Below are 18,977 nucleotides of genomic sequence, written 5' to 3'. Positions count from 1 at the left end.
ACCCTGTATTGCTCAACGCGTGAACTTCTTGTGCTTCAGGCGCTTCGGTTCGAGGGCGTCGGCGCCGAGGCGGCGTTTCTTGTCCTCTTCGTAGTCCTCGAAGTTGCCTTCGAACCATTCCACGTGCGCCTCGCCCTCGAAGGCCAGGATGTGCGTGCAGATCCGGTCGAGGAAGAAACGGTCGTGGGAGATGACCACGGCGCAGCCGGCGAAGTCGACGAGGGCGTCCTCGAGGGCGCGGAGGGTTTCCACGTCGAGGTCGTTGGTCGGTTCGTCGAGCAGGATGACGTTGCCGCCCTCCTTCAGCAGGCGCGCCATGTGCACCCGGTTACGTTCACCGCCCGAAAGCTGGCCCACCTTCTTCTGCTGGTCGCCGCCCTTGAAGTTGAACGCCCCGCAGTAGGCGCGGGAGTTCTGTTCGGCGTCGCCCAGCTTGATCACCTCGGCGCCGCCGGAGATCGCCTGCCAGACGGTGTCGGTGGCGTTCAGGTCGTCGCGCGACTGGTCGACGTAGGAAAGCTGGACGGTATCGCCCAGCTCGACCGTGCCGGCGTCGGGTTTTTCCTGCCCGGTCAGCATCTTGAAGAGCGTCGACTTGCCCGCGCCGTTGGGGCCGATGACGCCCACGATGCCGCCCGGCGGCAGCGAGAAGGACAGGTCCTCGATCAGGAGCTTGTCGCCCATCGCCTTGTTCAGGTGCTCCACCTCGATCACCTTCGCGCCGAGGCGCGGGCCGTTGGGGATGACGATCTGCGCCCTGCCGACGCGTTCGCGCTCGGACTGGTTGGCCATCTCGTTGTAGGCCTGGATCCGCGCCTTGGACTTGGTCTGGCGGGCCTTGGCGCCCTGCCGGATCCAGTCGAGTTCGCGTTCAAGCGTCTTCTGCTTGGCCTTGTCCTCGCGGGCTTCCTGTTCCAGCCGCTTGGCCTTCTGTTCCAGCCAGGAGGAATAGTTGCCCTCGTAGGGGATGCCCCGTCCGCGGTCGAGTTCGAGGATCCAGCCGGTGATCGAATCGAGGAAGTAGCGGTCGTGGGTGACGATCAGGATCGTGCCCTTGTACTCGATCAGGTGCTGCTGGAGCCAGGCGATGGTCTCGGCGTCGAGGTGGTTGGTCGGTTCGTCGAGCAGCAGCATGTCGGGCGCTTCGAGCAGCAGCTTGCAGAGCGCGACGCGGCGCTTTTCACCACCCGAGAGGGTCGCCACATTGGCGTCGTCCGGCGGGCAGCGCAGCGCCTCCATCGAGACGTCGATCTGGCTGTCGAGATCCCAGAGGTTCTCGGCGTCGATCTGGTCCTGAAGCTGGGCCATCTCGTCGGCGGTCTCGTCCGAGTAGTTCATCGCCAGCTCGTTGTACTTGTCGAGGATCGCCTTCTTGCCCGCGACGCCCAGCATGACGTTTTCGCGTACGGTCAGGCTCTCGTCGAGCTGCGGCTCCTGCGGGAGGTAGCCGACCTTGGCTCCTTCTGCGGCCCAGGCCTCGCCGGTGAAGTCCTTGTCGATGCCGGCCATGATCTTCATCAGGGTCGACTTGCCGGCGCCGTTGACGCCGACGACGCCGATCTTCACGCCCGGCAGGAAGGACAGGCGAATGTTTTCAAAGCACTTCTTGCCCCCGGGATAGGTCTTGGAGACGCCGTCCATGTGGTAAACGTACTGGTAAGAGGCCATAACATCGCTCCGCTGAGGGTGTCGGTTTCGTGCGCAGTATCGCATGGGCCGTGAAGGTGCAATCCTGAGCGGCGGGACACCTGCGGGCCGCCCTGCCGGCAAAGCGGCGCGGCGGGCATTTTTCCCCACGATTGCAGTGCCTTGATGGGCGACGCGCGGGGAACCGGCCCGGCGCCCCTGCGATCGGTTTTCGATTAATTCGATCTAAAGACTTCGCGATCATGAATAGCCCGGACCGACGGGGCCGGAGGGCCGCGCCCGTCCAGACCCATTTTCGCCGGAGAAGCCGATGACGTCCGAAACCCTGTCCCGCAAGACCAAGGCGATGAACCTGAAGTGGAAGGTTCCGCTGCAGATCGCGATACCCACGCTTGCGATCGTCCTCGCCGTTTCGGCCTTTGCCTACTGGCAGGCGGCGCGGGCGCTGGAAGAGCGGCGCAGCGCGGTGCTGGAGGCGGTCATGGAAGAACGCCAGGTGGCGCTTCGGGAATGGCTGGCGCAGATCGAGACGGACATCATCCTGATGGCCGAATTCGACAGCACCGGGGATGCGCTGAACCGCTTTACGCGGTCGCGCCGCCTTGTGGGGGAGAACCCGGACGAGACGCTCCGCCAGCTCTATATCGACGAAAACCCCAACCCGGTGGGGGCCAAGGACGAGCTGATGACGGCGCGCGACGGATCGCTCTGGTCGGAGGCGCATGCGCTGTTCCACCCGGACCTGCGCCGGTTTCAGCAGATGCGGGACTACAATGACCTCTTCCTGTTCGATCCGGACGGCAACCTCGTCTACTCCGTCGTCAAGGGACCGGAGTTCGCCACGAATTTCGTGACCGGCCCCTATGCCGACAGCGCTCTGGGCAGGGTCTTCCGGGAGGCCCTGGCGCTGGAGGCCGTCGACGCGGTGTTCTCCGAGATAGAAGCCTACGCCCCGAGGGACGGTCTGCCCGCCAAGTTCGTCGCGGCACCTGTGCTCAACGCGGAGGGCGTTCTCCTGGGGGTCGCGGCGCTGCAGATCAGGGTCGAGGAGGTCGGCACGATCCTCGGACAGACGCCGTTCCTTGGCCGGACCGGCCTGATCTACGCGGTCAATGGCGAGGGGCTGGCGCTGACCGCATCGCAGCACCCGGGCGGGCACGGCATCCTCGACCCGCTGCCGGACCTGCCGCAGGTCATTGCGACGCGCCAGAACGAGACCTTCTTTTCGGACGACGTCACGGGGCTGTCGGGCAATCCGGCGCTGGCGCTGGCCGACAGCTTCGAGGTCAACGGCACGGACTGGCACATCGTGATGGAGCAGGACCGGGAGGAGGCGATGGCCACCGAGAACGGGCTGTTCGTCACGACCGTGGCGCAGGTGCTGATCGTGCTTGTCATGGTGATGGGCGTGGCGATCGTGGTGGCACGGATGCTGACCGGCCGGATCGGCGACCTGCTGCAGAGCGTGCGCCGCATTGCAGACGGCGACTACCATACGGAAGTGGCGCAGGCCGGCACGACCGACGAGATCGGCGACATCGCCCGCGCGCTGAACGGCTTCCGCGAGGACCTGTCCCAGGTCGAGGCGGCGCATGCCCGCGAACAGCAGAAGGCGGCTCAGCAGGCGAAGGCCATGGAGGCGCTGCGCGAGGCGCTGGTCAAGCTGGCGGACGGCGATCTGGACTGTGCGATCCGGCAGACGCTGGACGGCGACTACGCGCCGCTGAAGGAGCACTTCAACGCCACGGCGGAGTCGCTGTCGGCGATCATCGAGGAGTTGCGCTCCAGCGCGATCTCCATGGAGACGGATATCGACCGGCTGGGTGAGGGGGCGGAACAGCTCTCCTCCCGGACGGAGAACCAGGCCGCCACGCTGGAAGAGACGGCAGCCGCGATGGACCAGATCTCGGCCAGTGTGAATTCCACCGCGCGTGGCGCGAAGGAGATCGTCGGCGCCATCGGGGTCGCCCGCGACCAGGCGGAGCGCGGCGAAGAGGTGCGGGGCCGCGCGGTGCACGCCATGAGCGCGATCGAAAGCTCCTCGAAGCAGATCGCGCAGATCATCGGGGTGATCGAGGACATCGCTTTCCAGACCAACCTTCTGTCGCTGAACGCGGGCGTCGAGGCCGCGCGGGCGGGCGAGGTCGGGCGCGGCTTTGCGGTGGTCGCCTCCGAGGTGCGGGCACTGGCGCAGCGGTCGTCGGACAGCGCGTCGGAAATCCGCAGCCTGATCACCAACTCCAGCGAGAACGTGTCGAACGGCGTGCGGCTGGTGTCGGAACTGGGCACCGCGATGGAGGGCATCCTGCACGAGGTCGTCTCGGTCTCCGAACGGGTGCAGCACATCGCGGTCGGCGCGGCAGAGCAGGCGCAGGGCATCGGCGAGATCAACAACGGCATCTCCATGCTCGACCAGGTGACCCAGCAGAACGCCGCGATGGTGCAGGAGAGCGTGGCCTCGGGCCGCGGGCTGAAGGACAAGGCGGTGGGGCTGCGCAGCCTCGTGGCGCGGTTCCGCACCCAGGGCACACCGGGGGCAAAGCCCCGGCCGGTGGCGAGGGACGCAGGTCCGGCCGCAGCCGTGTCCGAGAAGGCGCCCGCGCCCAAGCGCGCCGCACAGAAGACCCAGCCCAGGGCCGCCCGGCCTGCCGCGTCCGGGGGCGGCCATGCCGACACCGCGGACCTTGGCTGGGACCGCGCCGATGCACGGCCCCTGCCTGCGAAAAGCGCGTCCCCGGTCCGTGCAGCCGCCGGCGGAGCCGCGCCGCTGTGGCAGGATTTCTGAGAAACGGCAGCGGCTTGACGGCGATCCGCTTGATCCGGGCCCCGGGAATGCGTAGGCCTGAAAACAGGAGCCACGCAGGAACAGGACCCGCGATTGAGACCGTCGGACATGCCATCCGCGTTCCGGCCCGGCGCCCGCGTGGGACTGCTGGGCGGATCGTTCGATCCCCCGCACATGGGGCACGTGCAGCTGTCGCGGGAGGCGCTGAAGCGTTTCGGCCTCGACCGGGTGGTGTGGCTGGTGAGCCCCGGCAACCCGCTGAAACCCCATCCGCCCGCGCCCCTGGCCGAGCGGGTGGTGGTGGCAGAGGCCATCCTCGGCGGCCATCCCGCCATCTCCGTCAGCGACATCGAGGACCGGCTGGGCACGCGCTACACCGCCGAGACGCTGGCCGCGCTGACCGGGCTTTGCCCGCGTGTCCGGTTCACTTGGCTGATGGGCGCCGACAACCTCGTGCAGTTCCACCGCTGGGACAACTGGCACGACATCCTGGACCGCGTGCCGGTGGGCGTGCTGGCCCGTCCGGGCCACAGGCTATCGGCGCAGAGGTCGGTCGCGGCGCGGACTTATGCCGATGCCCGCATCCCCGCCCGGGCCTCGCGCCTGCTGGGGTCGGTGGCGGCGCCGGCGTGGTGTTTCGTCAACATGCCGATGCGCCCGGACAGTTCGAGCGCGCTTCGGGCGGACGGCCGCTGGGGGTCGAAAACGTGAACGCCCGGGCCCAATTGCCCGGTTGCGGCGGGCTGTCGGATTGGCTTAGATCGCCGTCATGACCACCGGGGTTTCAAGACGTTCCTTTCTTTTCGGCGCGGGCGCCCTGGCGCTTTCCGCAGGCGGAGCCATGGCGCGGCCGCCAGAGGTGTCGCTCAGGCCGGTGGCCCGGGGCGACGACCTGCGGCTGCGCAACCTGCCCTCCATCGAGGAGATCATCGCGCGGGCGAAGCTCGACGGCACCGTGGGGTTCTGCGTCTCGGACGCGGCCACCGGCGAGGTGCTGGAAAGCCATGATGCCGAGATCGGCCTGCCGCCCGCCAGCGTCGCCAAGGCGCTGACATCGGGCTACGCGCTGGCCCATCTGGGCCCAGATCACCGCTTCGAGACGCGGGTGCTTGTGACCGGCGCCGTGACGGACGGCGTGGTGCAGGGCGACGTGATCCTCGCCGGAGGCGGCGATCCGACGCTGGAGACCGATCACCTCGCCACGCTGGCGCAGCGGCTGAAGGCGGCGGGCGTCACCGGCGCGACCGGCGGCTTCCGCGTCTGGGGCGGCGCGCTGCCCTACCAGCACGACATCGACACCGCCCAGCCCGACCACGTGGGCTACAACCCGGCGGTGTCCGGCCTCTGCCTGAACTACAACCGGGTGCATTTCGAGTGGCGCCGGGCCGGGGCCGAGTACGAGGTCACGATGGACGCGCGGTCGGGCGCGCACCGGCCGGAGGTGCGCATGGCGCGCATGGCCGTCGAGGCCCGGAGCATGCCGGTCTACACCTATAACGACGCCAACGGGCAGGACGCCTGGACCGTGGCGAAGGGCGCGCTGGGCTCTGGCGGGGCGCGCTGGCTGCCGGTCCGCAAGCCGGAGCTTTACGCCGGCGAGGTGTTCCAGAGCTTCGCGCGCGCGCAGGGCATCAAGCTGGGCGCGCCGCAGGTGATCGAGGATCTGCCCGAGGGGGCAGAGCCCGTGGCCCGTATCGAAAGCGGCCTGCTGACCGACATCCTGCACGACATGATGACCTATTCGACCAACCTGACGGCGGAGGTCGTGGGCCTGTCGGCCAGCCGGGCGCGCCTGGGGCGGTTGCCGCGCGACCTGCGCGAATCCGCGGGCGCGCTGAACGACTGGGCGAAGGAGAGCCTGGGCGTGCCGGAGATCGGGCTGGTCGATCATTCGGGGCTGGGCGATCTGAGCCGTGTGCCTGCCGCGCGGATGATGGAGGCGCTTGTCGCCCTGCACCGCGACAAGCAGCTGAAACCGCTGATGAAACCCTTCCTGATGCGCGACGCCCAGCGCCGCGTGATGGACAACCACCCGATCGCGGTCCATGCGAAGACCGGGACGCTGAACTTCGTCAGCGGGCTGGCGGGCTTTGCCGATCTGCCGAAGGGGCGGGAACTGGCCTTTGCGATCTTCACCGCCGATCTCGACCGCCGCGCCAAGCTGACGGTGGAAGAGCGGGAACGCCCTGACGGCGCCTCGTCCTGGAACGTCCGGGCGAAGATGCTGCAGCAGGCGCTGATCGAACGCTGGGGCGTGCTTTACGAGACCTGAGCCGTGGGGGCTGATCCTCTCGGCTTGTGGTTGGCACCACGGCCCGCAGCGTACCTCGCAGCGGCCTTTTCCGATAAAGTCAACGGCTTCGCGTGCCACGGGCGCCTGTCCGCGGAACGTTGCAAGGCCCGTCCGCCCGCGGAACGCAGGGTAGGGCGGGGCTTTGCGCCGCCCCGCCTCCGGCTCAGTTGGTGATGACCACCCGCATGTTCTGCTTGCCGACCTGCTGGGTCAGGCCGAAGAGCACGGCGGCGTGTTCCGGGTGCAGCCGCACGCAGCCCGCCGAGGCCGGACGCCCCAGGCGCGAGATCTGGTCGGTGCCGTGGATCGCGTAATTGCCGTTGAAGAAGATCGCGTAGGGCATCGGCGCGTTGTTGTAGAGGCTCGACTTGTGGTGGCGCGACAGCCACTTCGCCGACCAAGCGCCGCGCGGCGTGTACTTGCCGCTGCGCGCGGTCGAGACCGGCCACTGGTAGGCCACCTGGCCGTTGTAGATCACCGTCATGGTCTGCGACGAGATATCGACCTGCGCCACGAGCGGCGCGGCAAGCGCGCCCAGCGGCAGAAGGCAGGTCATCACCGCACCGAAGGCGGCAGCAAGAAATCGGTTCATAATTGTCCCTCCAGGAAAACGCGGGCAGCGCAATTGGCGAAAATATGCCGATCCAGAGGATACAATGCCGTTAACGCCCGGTCAGTCCGGGAATCCTGACCCCTGAGGGCTTCACGGCGACATTCGCGCCGACCGATGCGAAAATGCCGCGGTCGGGCGCGTTTTCTGCGGCGATATCAGAGGGAAAGGTGACGCGCGCGGGCGCCGCGCTCGATCGCGGCGGCGTGCAGGCGATCTATGTTCAATTCGTAGCGAATCTCTTCGAGCAGCCTGAGTTCGGTTTCCCGCAGCGTGCCGTCGGCAGCCGCCACGTCGCAGGCCAGCGCATAGGCGGTCTCGAACAGGCGTTCGGGCAGGTTGTCCCGCATCAGGCCGAAGAGCGCGTCAAGCCCGTCTTCCTGGTCGAACAGCTCGAACACCAGCCGCGACATGGCGCCGATCCGGTCGTTGTCGTAGTCGGCGAAGACCGGCAGCAGGTTCACCGCGGAGTCGATCTTGACCAGTTCCGAGGTCCGGACGTTCTCGTCCGAGGCGGAGACCGCGATCATCAGGGCCACGAGGCAGTCCTGCGGGCTGAGCGGGTGTGTCACGTCGGTCATGGTCGAAGCCTTCGTCTGGTCAGCAAGTCTCGTATATCCGCTGTTTATTGACCCCGGCGCGCCGGGGCAATAGGAAGCGCGCGGTATCCACCCCCTTATGATCCCGAGGAGTTCCGGACATGTCCGATCTGCGTGACGCCGCCATGACGGCAAAGGCCTGGCCCTTTGAAGAGGCGCGCCGGATCCTCAAACGCTACGAAAAGACGCCGCCGGAAAAGGGTTACGTGCTGTTCGAGACGGGCTATGGCCCCTCGGGCCTGCCGCATATCGGCACCTTCGGCGAGGTGGCGCGGACCTCGATGATCCGCCGGGCCTTCCAGGAGATCTCGGACATTCCGACGCGGCTGATCTGTTTCTCGGACGACATGGACGGGATGCGCAAGGTGCCGGGCAACGTCCCGAACCAGGAGCGCCTGCGGGAGGACCTGCAGAAGCCGCTGACCTCGGTCTACGATCCGTTCGAGACGCACGAGTCCTTCGGCCACCACAACAACGCCATGCTGCGGCGGTTCCTCGACACCTTCGGGTTCGAGTACGAGTTCATCTCGGCCACGGAGTTCTACAAGTCGGGCCAGTTCGACGAGACGCTGCTGCGTGCGGCGGAGCGGTACGACGACCTGATGAAGATCATGCTGAAGTCGCTGCGCGAGGAGCGCCAGCAGACCTATTCGATCTTCCTGCCGATCCACCCGGAGACGGGCCGCGTGATGTACGTGCCGATGAAGAACGTCGATGCGGCGAAGGGCGAGATCACCTTTGACGACGAGACCGGGCGCGAATGGACGCTGCCGGTGACCGGCGGGCAGGTGAAGCTGCAGTGGAAGCCGGATTTCGGCGCCCGCTGGGCGGCGCTTGGCGTCGATTTCGAGATGTACGGCAAGGACCATTCGACCAACACGCCGATCTACGACGGCATCTGCCGGGCGCTGGGGGCGCGTGCGCCCGAGCACTTCACCTACGAGCTGTTCCTCGACGACAAGGGGCAGAAGATCTCCAAGTCGTCGGGCAACGGCATCTCGATCGACGAGTGGCTGAGCTATGCCTCGACCGAGTCGCTGTCCTACTTCATGTTCCAGAAGCCGAAGACGGCGAAGCGGCTGTATTTCGACGTGATCCCGAAGGCGGTGGACGAGTATCACCAGCAGCTCCGGGCCTATCACGGGCAGGACGCGGCGGCGCAGCTCAACAACCCGGTGTGGCACATCCACGGCGGCGACGTCCCGGAAAGCACGCTTGTCGTCCCGTTCTCCATGCTGCTGAACCTCGCATCGGCGGCCGGGGCGGAGGACAAGGCGGCGATGTGGGCCTTCATCAACCGCTACGCGCCCGATGCCACGCCCGAGACGCATCCCGACCTCGACGCGGCGGCGGGCTTTGCCGTGAAGTACTACGAGGACTTCGTGAAGCCGTCGAAGGTCTTCCGCGCGCCCGACGCGCAGGAGCGCGCGGCGATGGAGGACCTCGCGGCCCGGCTGCGCGGCTGGGACGGCGGCGCCGACGACGAGGCGCTGCAGTCGCTGGTCTTTGCCGTCGGCAAGGAGCACGGGTTCGAGAACCTGCGCGACTGGTTCAAGGCGCTGTACGAGGTGCTTCTGGGCCAGAGCCAGGGTCCGCGCTTCGGCGGGTTCATCGCGCTTTACGGCGTGTCGGAAACCGCTTCGCTGATCGAGACGGCACTGGCGGGCGAACTGACCGCCTGAGCGGCAGTCCGGCATTCCGACGCGTGACGGCGGGCGGTTGAAACTTTTGACCGGCCGCCTGCGTGCCTTACCTTGCGACACATGCAGGGGAGGCACGTCATGCGCGGATTGCTGAAATTGGTCATGCTGATGGGACTGGCGGGGATGCTGCTGGTCGGTGCGGTGAGCGCCGACGAGGAGGTGCAGCCCCGCGATCCCGCCATAGAGGGCGTCATCCGCCAGCAGATGGATGCCTTCATCGCCGAGGACGTCGAAAGCGCGTTCGAGTTCGCGGCCCCCAACATCCAGAGCATGTTCCGTACGCCGAAGATCTTCGGCGACATGGTGCGCAACGGTTACCCGATGGTTTGGAAGCCCTCGGGCGTGCTGTTCGGCGATCTGCGGATGATCGACGGCGCGCTGTGGCAGGAGGTCTATGTCACCGACGGACGCGGCCGCAACTTTGCGCTGGATTACCGGATGCTGGAGGTGGACGGCGCCTGGCGGATTTCCGGCGTGCAGTTCCTGCAGACGCCCGACGTGGCGGCCTGAGCGGGGCGCTGTCGGCAGCAAACAGGACAGGGTGCAGTTGGTCTGGCCGGTGCCGGTGCTGGGCGACGTGGCGGTGACGATGCGCTCCGACGTGTGAGCCGTTCTTCGGGGGTGATAGGCCGCGTTCCCTGCCGGGGGCGCGGCCTTTGCGCGTTCAGGCCGCGCTCAGTGCCAGCAGGGCAGAGCGGCGCACCGGCGCCAGCATCATGTCGAAAACGGTCTGCAGGAACTCCACCGTCAGGTCGGCGGCGGTGACGGCGGCGCGCAGGGCCAGCCGTCCGCACATCCTGAGCGCCGCCTTGACGAAGCGCAGCGTGGTCTCGGCGATCTTCTTCGACAGGAGCGCGCCCTGGTGGATCGCCTCCACCATGCGGTCGAGCACGGTGATCCCGGCCGAGAGCGCCAGCCCCGCCATGTTGACCATCCGCATGATGCCGCGCAGCGCCATCGACAGCGCGTGGTAGCCCAGCGCCGAGAACCCCTGCGCCTTCTCCGCCAACCCCAGCCAGTAGTCCGGGTCGCTCTTCTGCGCCAGCGGCGTGGCGGCGGGCCAGCCCGACGACGGCATCCGGTTGCGGTACTGGATGCGGTCGTGCGCGCGGGGCGTGATGTAGGTGAAGCCGAAGTCGAGCCCGGTCGCCCCGGCGGCAAAGTGCTGGAAGGGCAGGACGGGCAGCATCGGCACCGGGTCGGACACTGAGTAGACCCGCCGCACGGTGCCCGGCGTCAGCACCCGGCGTAGTTGCGAAGACAGGCCGAAGCCGCCGATCCGGGGCGTGCCGAAGGTATAGAGCCGGCAGGCCGCGCCGCCCCTCAGCCCGTAGTCCGCCATGGCCAGCGTCGCCATCGCTCCGCCCAGCGAATGCCCGACGAAGTGCAGCGTCTCGGGCTTAGCGGCGTCGACGATGTGGTGCAGGTCGTCCTGGAAGGTCCTGTAGATCCGGTTGAAGCCCGAATGCACGATGCAGTCGCCCGGGCCGCGGTCCATCCCGAAGTTGAAGTTGGACACCCAGTCGCTGGCCGACACGCTGCCCCGGAACGCCACCACGAGGTCGCGCCCGCCGCCGCCGTTCCGCGTCTCGAACACCGCGCCGAAGCCCGAGGTGTCGCGCAGAGAGAACGCGCCGGACTGCCCGGTGAAGCCGGTGAGGGTGGAGAACTCCGACAGGTCCGCCGTACCGCGGCCCTTCTTCTTCTGCGCCGCCGCCAGCGACCCCTTCGCGCGCCACGTGGCCGCCGCGTCGTCTGTCGCCGCGGCGGTGTCGTAGGCGAGATCGGCGAAGGTGGCGGCCTGGCTGCCGGTCAGGAGGGTCATGGCGTGTCCTTCACTCGATCAGGGTGCAGGTGCCGAAGTGGATGTCGTCGGCGTGGGGCTCCACGCCGATGGCACAGCGGACGTTGAAGGGGCGGCCATCGGTTTCGGCATTCAGCGTCAGGCCACGGGTCGACAGGTAGAGGAACTGGAAGGCGCCGTCGGGAAGGTCGGCGTAGAAGTCCTGCGTCACCGCCTCGCGCGCGGGGATCATCTCGAAGATCCCGCGCTTCGGCGGCACGGCTCCGAAGGAAAACCGGCCCTCGGCGTCGGTCACGGTGCTGTCCTCGCCCCGCTTGCCGCGCCAGAACCACGCGCGGCGCACCGGCGTGTCGGGGACGGGCGCACCGTCCGCGTCGACAAGCTGACCGCTCATCGGGGAGCAGAGGTATTCGTCAGCGCGGGCCATCGCCGTCTCCGCATGAAAAAGGATGAGGGCCGCAAGCGCGGCCCGGGCCAGAATCCGAACAGGGGTCTGAAAGGGCATATCGCATGAACTTTGTCCTGCTCTCCTGTCTACCGCTTTGCGCGCAAGGCGAAAGTCAGGAAAACCGGAGGTGGCGCAGGCTGTCCGGATACCGGTCAGGTGGTGGGTCTTTCGGGCGGGGCGGGGAGTCGCGTTCAGAACTCCGTCCAGAGGCCGAACTTCAGCCCCATGGACCTGTCGCCGGTCAGCCCGTAGGTGCCGCCGACCTCAGCCTTCAGCCGCTGGCCGAGCGGGACCACGTAGGACGGCACAAGGCGGGCGAAGGCCGGGTCGCCCTGCCTGAGGCCGCTCTGCATCTGCAGGATCAGCTTGCGGTCGTCCTTGAGGTTCCGGCCCCATGTCACGTCCAGCTTCAGGTCGTTGCGCCCGGTGCCGGTGTGCATCTCCGCCAGCGCATCGACCGAGACCCAGCCCCGCTCCAGCCCCCAGCCGACGGAGAGACCGGGCCGCACCACGGTGTCGGAGTCGATCCGGCCAAGGCCCAGTTGCGCTGCGACCTTCGGCCCCGTGTCGCGGTTGCGCAGCGGGGTCTGGAAGAACACGATGGTCTTGTCGCCGCCCGACACCGAGCGCCCGAGGTCGAGCCCGAGGGTCAGCCGCGGTGTCAGCCCGTATTCGAGGTAAAAGGTCTGGTAATCCTCCGTCGGCCCGAACGCCGTGGCGAGCAGAAGGTCCTGCGGCCAGGACACCTGCGCCGAGACCATGGCAAACCCCGCCCCCTTCTCGCGCTGCCAGGCGCCCGCCTGCGCCGGGGCGCAGCCGAAGCAGGTCAGGATAAGGATGGTCACGGCGAGGACGGCGGCGCAAAGGCGCATGGCGCGACACTCCGGATACGGCAGACGTGGTAATCCTGGCGCAATGTTGGTTAAGGTGCCGTAAAGGCCCGGGTGCGGGCGGTTTACCGTCGGCGCGAAGTGTCGCGGTGCCGGGACCGCGGAAGGGGCTGGAACCGGCCATGCTGCAGGTGCACAATCGCGGCAGGCTCCCGGGGGGATGGACGATGGCAGGACAAGTGATAACCGTGGCCCAGCAGAAGGGCGGATCGGGCAAGACGACGCTGGCGGCGCATCTGGCGCTGGGGTTCCGGGCCGAGGGCAAGACCGTCGGGCTGATCGACCTCGACCCGCAGGGCAGCCTGGGTCGCTGGTACATGACGCGCTTCGAGGCGGACGAATCCGCCTGCGAGCGGCTGGAATTCGCGACATCCTCGGCCTGGGGCATCTCGATGGAGGTGCGCAAGATGGTCAACGTCTGCGATGTGGTGGTGATCGACACGCCGCCGAAGGTGGACAGCGACCTGCGCCCTGCACTCCGCGTGGCGCATCTGGTCGTGGTGCCGATCTCGGTGGGGCACATGGACCTCTGGGCGACCGAAGGGGTGATGGACCTCGCCGACCGCGAGAACAAGCCGGTGCTCCTGGTGCTGAACCGCACGCGGTCGGGCACGCGCCTCGGCGCCGAGGTGATGGAGGCGGCCAGGAAGCTGGGCGCGCCGCTGGCCGACGCGGCGGTGGCGCAGCGGGTGGGCTACGCCGAGGCGATGGGCCACGGCCGTGGCGCCATGGAGACCCGGGGCCCGGCCCGCGAAGAGATCGCCGCCCTCGTCGCAGAGGTGGCGGAGCGGCTGAAACCGCGCTAAGGGCACCGGACGGCCCGCCCGGGCCAGATGACGGAGGTGCCCCCTCATGGCAGGCAAAAGCACAGGTCGCACGACCGATCACGCAGACATCCTCGCGGCGTGGCGCGCCCATGGCGAAGCGGAGGGCCAGCCGGTTTCGCGGCTGGGCTACTTCTGCGCCCCCTTCCGCCCGGCCAACGGCCCGCTGGCCGACCGGGTGATCAAGGTCTACCGCGGCCTGCCCGACCCGGCGGTGATGGACCGCCTCGCGGCCTGCCACGACGACTACGTGGCGGCGCTGCACGCCGCCCGCGTGCCGCTGCCGGAAACGGAATTCCACCTTGTCGACATGGGCGCACAGGCGCGCGTGCCGGTGATCGTGCAGGAGGCGCTCGACCCCGCCGGCCTGATGCGCCCGCTGATGCAGAGCCGCCCACTCGACGAAACCGTGCAGATGATGGAGGCGGCGGGGCAGGTCATCGCGCGCTTCTGGCACTGGGCCGAAGGCTTCGACGGGCGCATCGGTTTCCACCCCTCGATCCGCAACTTCGCCATCGTCGACGGGGAGGCGGTGTTCTTCGACACCTTCCCGCCGCTGATCCACTACAGCCGCGACGAGATGGGCAGGATGCTGCTCCAGTTCTCCGAAAAGCGGCTGATGCGCGTGGTGGGGCCGTTCCTGAAGGCGCGCGTCACCGGCATCCAGGACGAATGGTATTCGCCGGCGGAAACGCTGGTCGGGCTGGTGGGCTCGGCCTGCCGCCTGCGCCCCGACGATGCGGAGGCCTACCTCGCCTGGGGGCGGGAGTTCGTCGCGCGGGAAATGGCGCCCTGGGCCGGGGAGGCTCTGCCGGGTCTGCAGGACGCGCCGCGCCTGCCGGGATACTGGACGGGGTTCCGCAAGATCCTCGGCCTGCAGGGCGAACCCAACGTCTGAGCCCCGGGCACGCCGCCCGCCCTTCATCTTGGCCGAAATACCTCGGGGTCCGGGGCAGCGCCCCGGTCCGCGCGTTCCGCAAGGAAAAAGGGTGGCGCAAAGCCCCACCCTACATGTCGTCGCGACGGTCCCGCAGGGCGGGGCGCCGCCCCGCCCGCGAGGGCGTCAGACGATCTTGATGCCCGCGTCCGCGGCGTCCTTGACGAACTGCGCGAGACCCTTGTCGGTCAGGATGTGGTTCGCCATGGCCTTGATCACCGCCGGCGGGGCGGTGGCCACGTCTGCGCCGATCTTGGCGGCGTCGCTCATGTGGTTGGCGGTGCGGATCGACGCGGCGAGGATCTGCGTCTCGAACCCGTAGTTGTCGTAGATCTCGCGGATGTCGGCGATCAGCTCCATCCCGTCGAGGTTCAGGTCGTCGAGACGGCCGATGAACGGCGAGATGAAGGTCGCGCCGGCCTTGGCCGCCAGCAGCGCCTGGTTGGCGGAGAAGCAGAGCGTCACATTGACCATGCGGCCCTCGTCCGACAGCGTCTTGCAGGCCTTCAGGCCGTCCCAGGTCAGCGGCACCTTCACGGCGATGTTCTCGGCGATCTCGGCCAGGCGGCGGCCTTCGGCGATCATCGCGTCGGCCTCGGTGGCGACGACTTCGGCCGAGACGGGGCCGGAGACGAGGTCGCAGATTTCCTTCGTCACCTCGAGGATGTCGCGGCCGGATTTCTTGATGAGGGAGGGGTTGGTGGTCACGCCGTCGACCATGCCGAGGTCGTTCAGTTCCCGGATGGCGTCGATGTCGGCGGTGTCTACGAAGAATTTCATGATCGGTCCCCTTGCGCGGCCTGATGAGAGTCCCGCGTGTCTTACCCCATGACGGGCGCCTCCGAAAGAGTTAGGTTTGCGCTAACGGAATGCCGCCGGATCCTTGCAGACCGGCAGGAGGGCCGATGCTGTGTGTCCCGGCGACGTCACCGGGGGCAAAAGCCGGGTCGCGCCGGGTCTCGGCGCGGTCCCCGGACAAGCGTTGCAGGGGTCGCCGCCCCGCCTCGTCGGGCAGTCGGCAAGACCTTCCGCTGTGCGGTTGGCAGGCGCGGGTTATTGCGGTGGCCCCCGGTTTGCGCCATCTGTCGGGCATGCAGGAGTTCTTCGAACAGGGCGCGCGCGTCGGCGTGCTGACGGCGCAGCCGCTGGACCGGCTGCTGGATTACCGCGCGCCCGAGGGCGGCTGTTTCCTTGGTGCCTATGTCGAGGTGCCGCTGGGCCCGCGCAAGGTGCTGGGCGTGGTCTGGGGGCCGGGCGAGGGCCAGTTCGACGCCGCCAAGCTGCGCAGCGTGATCCGGGTGCTCGACGCGGCGCCGATGCGGGCCGAGATGCGCGCCTTCCTCGAAAAGGCCGGGGCCTACACGCTGACGCCGATGCCCGCGATGCTGCGGCTGGCGACCCGCGCGCCGGGGCTGGGCGACGGGCCGTCGATGCGCAAGGTCTACCGCCGGGGCGAGGGCGAGCCGGAGCGCATGACCGACGCCCGGCGGCGGGTGATCGCGGCCTCGGAAGAGCTGGGCGGCCTCGCGCTGACGCTGGGCGAGCTGGCGGAGGCGGCGGGCGTGACCTCTTCGGTGGTGAAGGGGCTGGTGAAGAGCGGCGCCATCCGCGAGGAGGAAAGCCCGCGCGACACGGCCTTCCCCGCGCTCGACCCCGACTATGGCGGCAAGGACCTGACAGAGGACCAGGCGGCGGCGGCGGATGTCCTGCGCGACGGTCAGCGGGCAGGCACATACGGCACCGTGCTGCTTAAGGGGGTGACCGGTTCCGGCAAGACGGAGGTCTACCTCGAAGCGGTCGCCGAATGCCTGCGGCAGGGGCGGCAGGCGCTGGTCCTTCTGCCGGAGATCGCGCTTTCGGCGGAGTTCCTCGCCCGGGTGGAGGCCCGCTTCGGCGCGCGGCCCGCGGAGTGGCATTCCGGCGTGACCATGACGGAGCGGCGCCGCGTCTGGCGTATGGTCGGCGAGGGCCGCGCGCAGATGGTGGTTGGCGCGCGCTCGGCCTTGTTCCTGCCGTTCCAGCGGCTTGGGCTGATCGTCGTCGACGAGGAACACGACACTTCCTACAAGCAGGAGGACGGTGTCCTCTACAACGCGCGGGACATGGCGGTGCTGCGGGCCTCCATCCTCGGCGCGCAGGTGGTGCTGGCCTCCGCCACGCCGAGCCTCGAAAGCTGGGCCAATGCGGATGCGGGCAAGTACCGGCGGCTGGTCCTGACCTCGCGCTTCGGCGAGGCGGTGCTGCCGGAGATGCGTACCATCGACATGCGGCGGCAGGAGGTGCCCTCGAACCGCTGGATCTCGCCCGCGCTGGCCGCGGCGGTGAATGCGCGGATGGAACGGGGAGAGCAGGCGCTTCTGTTCCTCAACCGCCGTGGCTATGCGCCGGTGACGCTCTGCCGGGCCTGCGGGCAGCAGATCGGCTGCGACCACTGCGATGCGCGGATGGTGGAGCACCGTTTTCTCAAGCGGCTGGTCTGCCACCAGTGCGGCGAGACGAAGCCCATGCCGGAGGTCTGCCCGTCCTGCGGCGCGGAGGACAAGCTGGCCGCGGTCGGCCCCGGTGTCGAACGGCTGGCTGAGGAAGCGCAGGCGCAGTTCCCCGAGGCGCGGATCGCGGTGCTGTCCTCGGACCTTTACGGCACGGCGCGCGAGCTGAAGGCGCAGATCGAGGGGATCGCGGCGGGCGGCGCGGACATCATCATCGGCACGCAACTTGTGGCGAAGGGGCACAACTTCCCGCTGCTGACGCTGGTGGGGGTGATCGACGCGGACCTCGGGCTGCAGGGGTCGGACCTGCGCGCGGCCGAGCGGACCTTCCAGCTCATGCGGCAGGTTGCGGGGCGCGCCGGGCGGGCGGAGAAGCGCGGCGAGGCGCTGTTGCAGACCTACCAGCCGGAGCACCCGGTGATCCGCTCGATTCTTGCCGGTGACGAGGAGGCGTTCTGGAGCGCGGAGGCCGACGAGCGCCGGCTGGGCGGGATGCCCCCCTTCGGACGGCTGGCGGGGATCATCCTGTCGGGGCCGGACGTGCAGGAGGTCTTCGACCTCGGCAACTGGCTGGCGCGCAACGACGGCGCGCTGCGGCGGGTGGGGGCACAGGTCTTCGGTCCCGCGCCCGCGCCCATCGCCCGGGTCCGGGGGCGGCACCGCGTGCGTCTGCTGGTGCGGGCCGAGAAGGGCGTGGCGCTGCAGGGCGCGCTGGCCGACTGGGTGCGCCCGGTGAAGCTGAAGGGCGACCTGCGGCTGGCCATCGATATCGACCCGCAGTCGTTCTTCTGACCGGCTTCTGACCGCGGCCGCCCGTTGCCCCCCCCCGCCTTTTCCGCTGGGGAAGGGCAGGCGGGCGCATCCATTAGGCGATCAGGGCGCATAAACCTGTGGTTTCCCCGGTGTTCTTGGGTCGGCCGTCTTGTCTGACTTCTTCGCGGCCTCTACATGCCTTTGCATGAAACGATGGATCCCTTTCGTGAAGAGCCGGCCACGGGTGTCGGTCGTGCGCCTGCAAGGCGCGATTTCCGTTCCCGCCAGAGGCAACCTGAGCGACAGGACCGCAGCCCCCCTGCTGGAGAAGGCCTTCCGGTCGAAACCGCAGGCCGTGGCGCTTGAAATCAACTCTCCGGGCGGGTCGCCCGTGCAGTCCTCGCTGATCGGGGCGCGCATCCGCCGCCTGTCCGAGCAGCACAACATTCCCGTCTATGCCTTCGTCGAGGACGTTGCGGCCTCCGGCGGCTACTGGATCGCCTCTGCCGCGGACGAGATCTGGGCCGACGCGAGCAGCATCCTCGGCTCGATCGGGGTGATCTCCTCGGGGTTCGGGGCGCATGTCTTCCTGCAGCGGCAGGGGATCGAGCGCCGGGTGCACACGGCGGGCAAGTCGAAGTCGATGATGGACCCGTTCCGCCCCGAGACCGAAGAGGACGTGGCCCGTCTGAACCGGCTGCTGGGGCAGTTGCACGACACCTTCATCAACCAGATCCGGGCCCGGCGCGGCGAGAAGCTGGCGTCGAACCCCGACCTCTTCACCGGCGAAATCTGGGTGGGGCAGGCGGCGGTCGACCAGGGTCTGGCCGACGGCATCGGGCACCTCGTGCCGGTGATGAAGCAGCGCTTCGGCGACAAGGTGCGCTTCAAGCGGTACGAGGCCAGGCGGCCCCTGCTGCCGCGCGTGGGCGTCCAGATCGCCCAGGGCGCGTTGAGTGAGATCGAGGAGCGTGCCGACTATGCACGGTTCGGCCTCTCGTGATCGCAAAGATCGTCCTCCTGTTCCTGCTGGTCATGGGCCTTCTGGGCGTGTTCGGCAAATGGCGCATGCCGGGGGCGAAGAAGATCGGACAGTTGCGCAAGAAGGCGATGCTGAGCGCCAAGAAGTGCCCGCACTGCGGGGGCTACAGCATCGGCGACGCCCCCTGCGCCTGCCGGAAAGGTAAAGGCTGAC

17 protein-coding genes are annotated in these 18,977 nt (G+C 68.4%); 10 read left to right on the top strand and 7 right to left on the bottom strand.

What is annotated here, in order from left to right; translation table 11 throughout:
- Positions 1 to 12 precede the first annotated feature (12 nt).
- Positions 13 to 1,668, bottom strand: coding sequence for an energy-dependent translational throttle protein EttA (gene ettA / locus CDO87_RS05295; protein ID WP_100927807.1), 1,656 nt, complete (start codon positions 1,666 to 1,668; stop codon positions 13 to 15).
- Between the two features lie 289 nt (positions 1,669 to 1,957).
- Between ettA and CDO87_RS05290 the strand changes: the two genes are divergently transcribed.
- From CDO87_RS05290 to dacB, 3 genes are all read left to right on the top strand, one after another.
- Positions 1,958 to 4,432, top strand: coding sequence for a methyl-accepting chemotaxis protein (locus tag CDO87_RS05290; protein WP_100927806.1), 2,475 nt, complete (start codon positions 1,958 to 1,960; stop codon positions 4,430 to 4,432).
- 108 nt (positions 4,433 to 4,540) lie between these two features.
- A complete protein-coding gene (locus CDO87_RS05285) occupies positions 4,541 to 5,143 on the top strand; it encodes a nicotinate-nucleotide adenylyltransferase (RefSeq protein ID WP_100927805.1) in 603 nt (200 codons plus the stop codon).
- A 58-nt stretch (positions 5,144 to 5,201) separates the two neighbouring features.
- On the top strand, positions 5,202 to 6,704 hold the full coding sequence (dacB, locus tag CDO87_RS05280; RefSeq protein WP_100927804.1) for a D-alanyl-D-alanine carboxypeptidase/D-alanyl-D-alanine-endopeptidase: 1,503 nt from the start codon (positions 5,202 to 5,204) through the stop codon (positions 6,702 to 6,704).
- Positions 6,705 to 6,888: 184 nt separating this feature from the next.
- On the opposite strand, the gene CDO87_RS05275 is transcribed toward dacB, so the two are convergent.
- Both CDO87_RS05275 and CDO87_RS05270 read right to left on the bottom strand, forming a co-directional pair.
- Positions 6,889 to 7,317 carry a L,D-transpeptidase gene (locus CDO87_RS05275; protein WP_100927803.1) on the bottom strand — a complete coding sequence of 143 codons (429 nt, stop codon included), beginning with the start codon at positions 7,315 to 7,317 and terminating at the stop codon, positions 6,889 to 6,891.
- Positions 7,318 to 7,493: 176 nt separating this feature from the next.
- On the bottom strand, positions 7,494 to 7,916 hold the full coding sequence (locus tag CDO87_RS05270; RefSeq protein ID WP_005860662.1) for a tellurite resistance TerB family protein: 423 nt from the start codon (positions 7,914 to 7,916) through the stop codon (positions 7,494 to 7,496).
- 119 nt (positions 7,917 to 8,035) lie between these two features.
- On the opposite strand from CDO87_RS05270, the gene CDO87_RS05265 reads away from it, so the two are divergent.
- Both CDO87_RS05265 and CDO87_RS05260 read left to right on the top strand, forming a co-directional pair.
- Positions 8,036 to 9,616 (top strand): lysine--tRNA ligase, encoded by a 1,581-nt coding sequence (locus tag CDO87_RS05265; RefSeq protein WP_100927802.1) that lies wholly within the window; start codon positions 8,036 to 8,038, stop codon positions 9,614 to 9,616.
- Positions 9,617 to 9,715: 99 nt separating this feature from the next.
- Positions 9,716 to 10,147, top strand: a complete 432-nt coding sequence (locus CDO87_RS05260; RefSeq protein WP_254698341.1) for a DUF4864 domain-containing protein — start codon at positions 9,716 to 9,718, stop codon at positions 10,145 to 10,147.
- Between the two features lie 154 nt (positions 10,148 to 10,301).
- Here CDO87_RS05260 and CDO87_RS05255 read toward each other — a convergent pair whose 3' ends face one another.
- The 3 genes from CDO87_RS05255 to CDO87_RS05245 all read right to left on the bottom strand — a co-directional run bounded on the left by CDO87_RS05255 (position 10,302) and on the right by CDO87_RS05245 (position 12,761).
- Positions 10,302 to 11,462 carry a lipase family protein gene (locus CDO87_RS05255; RefSeq protein ID WP_100927800.1) on the bottom strand — a complete coding sequence of 387 codons (1,161 nt, stop codon included), beginning with the start codon at positions 11,460 to 11,462 and terminating at the stop codon, positions 10,302 to 10,304.
- Positions 11,463 to 11,472: 10 nt separating this feature from the next.
- On the bottom strand, positions 11,473 to 11,868 hold the full coding sequence (locus tag CDO87_RS05250; RefSeq protein WP_157814925.1) for a DUF6795 domain-containing protein: 396 nt from the start codon (positions 11,866 to 11,868) through the stop codon (positions 11,473 to 11,475).
- Between the two features lie 212 nt (positions 11,869 to 12,080).
- Positions 12,081 to 12,761 (bottom strand): hypothetical protein, encoded by a 681-nt coding sequence (locus tag CDO87_RS05245; protein ID WP_100927798.1) that lies wholly within the window; start codon positions 12,759 to 12,761, stop codon positions 12,081 to 12,083.
- Between the two features lie 185 nt (positions 12,762 to 12,946).
- Here CDO87_RS05245 and parA point away from each other — a divergent pair, with 185 nt between their 5' ends.
- A complete protein-coding gene (gene parA, locus CDO87_RS05240; RefSeq protein ID WP_100930845.1) occupies positions 12,947 to 13,585 on the top strand; it encodes a ParA family partition ATPase in 639 nt (212 codons plus the stop codon).
- Positions 13,586 to 13,631: 46 nt separating this feature from the next.
- Complete coding sequence (locus tag CDO87_RS05235) at positions 13,632 to 14,501, top strand: DUF6206 family protein (RefSeq protein WP_100927797.1); 870 nt, start codon at positions 13,632 to 13,634, stop codon at positions 14,499 to 14,501.
- Positions 14,502 to 14,666: 165 nt separating this feature from the next.
- Here CDO87_RS05235 and fsa read toward each other — a convergent pair whose 3' ends face one another.
- Positions 14,667 to 15,320, bottom strand: coding sequence for a fructose-6-phosphate aldolase (gene fsa, locus CDO87_RS05230; protein ID WP_100927796.1), 654 nt, complete (start codon positions 15,318 to 15,320; stop codon positions 14,667 to 14,669).
- A 311-nt stretch (positions 15,321 to 15,631) separates the two neighbouring features.
- On the opposite strand from fsa, the gene CDO87_RS05225 reads away from it, so the two are divergent.
- The 3 genes from CDO87_RS05225 (at position 15,632) to CDO87_RS05215 (ending at position 18,976) form a co-directional block, all read left to right on the top strand.
- Entirely contained in the window at positions 15,632 to 17,821 is a 2,190-nt protein-coding gene (locus CDO87_RS05225) for a primosomal protein N' (RefSeq protein WP_100930844.1), read from the top strand.
- Positions 17,822 to 17,987: 166 nt separating this feature from the next.
- Positions 17,988 to 18,785, top strand: coding sequence for a S49 family peptidase (locus tag CDO87_RS05220; RefSeq protein ID WP_100927795.1), 798 nt, complete (start codon positions 17,988 to 17,990; stop codon positions 18,783 to 18,785).
- A complete protein-coding gene (locus CDO87_RS05215; protein ID WP_100927794.1) occupies positions 18,782 to 18,976 on the top strand; it encodes a hypothetical protein in 195 nt (64 codons plus the stop codon). The genes CDO87_RS05220 and CDO87_RS05215 overlap by 4 nt, the downstream gene beginning before the upstream one ends.
- Position 18,977 lies beyond the last annotated feature (1 nt).

Source organism: Sagittula sp. P11, assembly GCF_002814095.1.
In the GTDB taxonomy this organism is placed as follows: domain Bacteria; phylum Pseudomonadota; class Alphaproteobacteria; order Rhodobacterales; family Rhodobacteraceae; genus Sagittula.
This window is presented reverse-complemented; position numbering and strand designations above follow the sequence as displayed.

Coding starts and splice junctions, on each gene's coding strand:
- CDO87_RS05220 (WP_100927795.1), top strand. CDS start 17,988: ATGAAACGATGGATCCCTTTCGTGAAGAGCCGGCCACGGGTGTCGGTC.
- CDO87_RS05235 (WP_100927797.1), top strand. CDS start 13,632: ATGGCAGGCAAAAGCACAGGTCGCACGACCGATCACGCAGACATCCTC.
- CDO87_RS05260 (WP_254698341.1), top strand. CDS start 9,716: ATGCGCGGATTGCTGAAATTGGTCATGCTGATGGGACTGGCGGGGATG.
- fsa (WP_100927796.1), bottom strand. CDS start 15,320: ATGAAATTCTTCGTAGACACCGCCGACATCGACGCCATCCGGGAACTG.
- CDO87_RS05275 (WP_100927803.1), bottom strand. CDS start 7,317: ATGAACCGATTTCTTGCTGCCGCCTTCGGTGCGGTGATGACCTGCCTT.
- CDO87_RS05290 (WP_100927806.1), top strand. CDS start 1,958: ATGACGTCCGAAACCCTGTCCCGCAAGACCAAGGCGATGAACCTGAAG.
- parA (WP_100930845.1), top strand. CDS start 12,947: ATGGCAGGACAAGTGATAACCGTGGCCCAGCAGAAGGGCGGATCGGGC.
- CDO87_RS05245 (WP_100927798.1), bottom strand. CDS start 12,761: ATGCGCCTTTGCGCCGCCGTCCTCGCCGTGACCATCCTTATCCTGACC.
- dacB (WP_100927804.1), top strand. CDS start 5,202: ATGACCACCGGGGTTTCAAGACGTTCCTTTCTTTTCGGCGCGGGCGCC.
- CDO87_RS05265 (WP_100927802.1), top strand. CDS start 8,036: ATGTCCGATCTGCGTGACGCCGCCATGACGGCAAAGGCCTGGCCCTTT.
- CDO87_RS05250 (WP_157814925.1), bottom strand. CDS start 11,868: ATGGCCCGCGCTGACGAATACCTCTGCTCCCCGATGAGCGGTCAGCTT.
- ettA (WP_100927807.1), bottom strand. CDS start 1,668: ATGGCCTCTTACCAGTACGTTTACCACATGGACGGCGTCTCCAAGACC.
- CDO87_RS05225 (WP_100930844.1), top strand. CDS start 15,632: ATGCAGGAGTTCTTCGAACAGGGCGCGCGCGTCGGCGTGCTGACGGCG.
- CDO87_RS05255 (WP_100927800.1), bottom strand. CDS start 11,462: ATGACCCTCCTGACCGGCAGCCAGGCCGCCACCTTCGCCGATCTCGCC.
- CDO87_RS05285 (WP_100927805.1), top strand. CDS start 4,541: ATGCCATCCGCGTTCCGGCCCGGCGCCCGCGTGGGACTGCTGGGCGGA.
- CDO87_RS05270 (WP_005860662.1), bottom strand. CDS start 7,916: ATGACCGACGTGACACACCCGCTCAGCCCGCAGGACTGCCTCGTGGCC.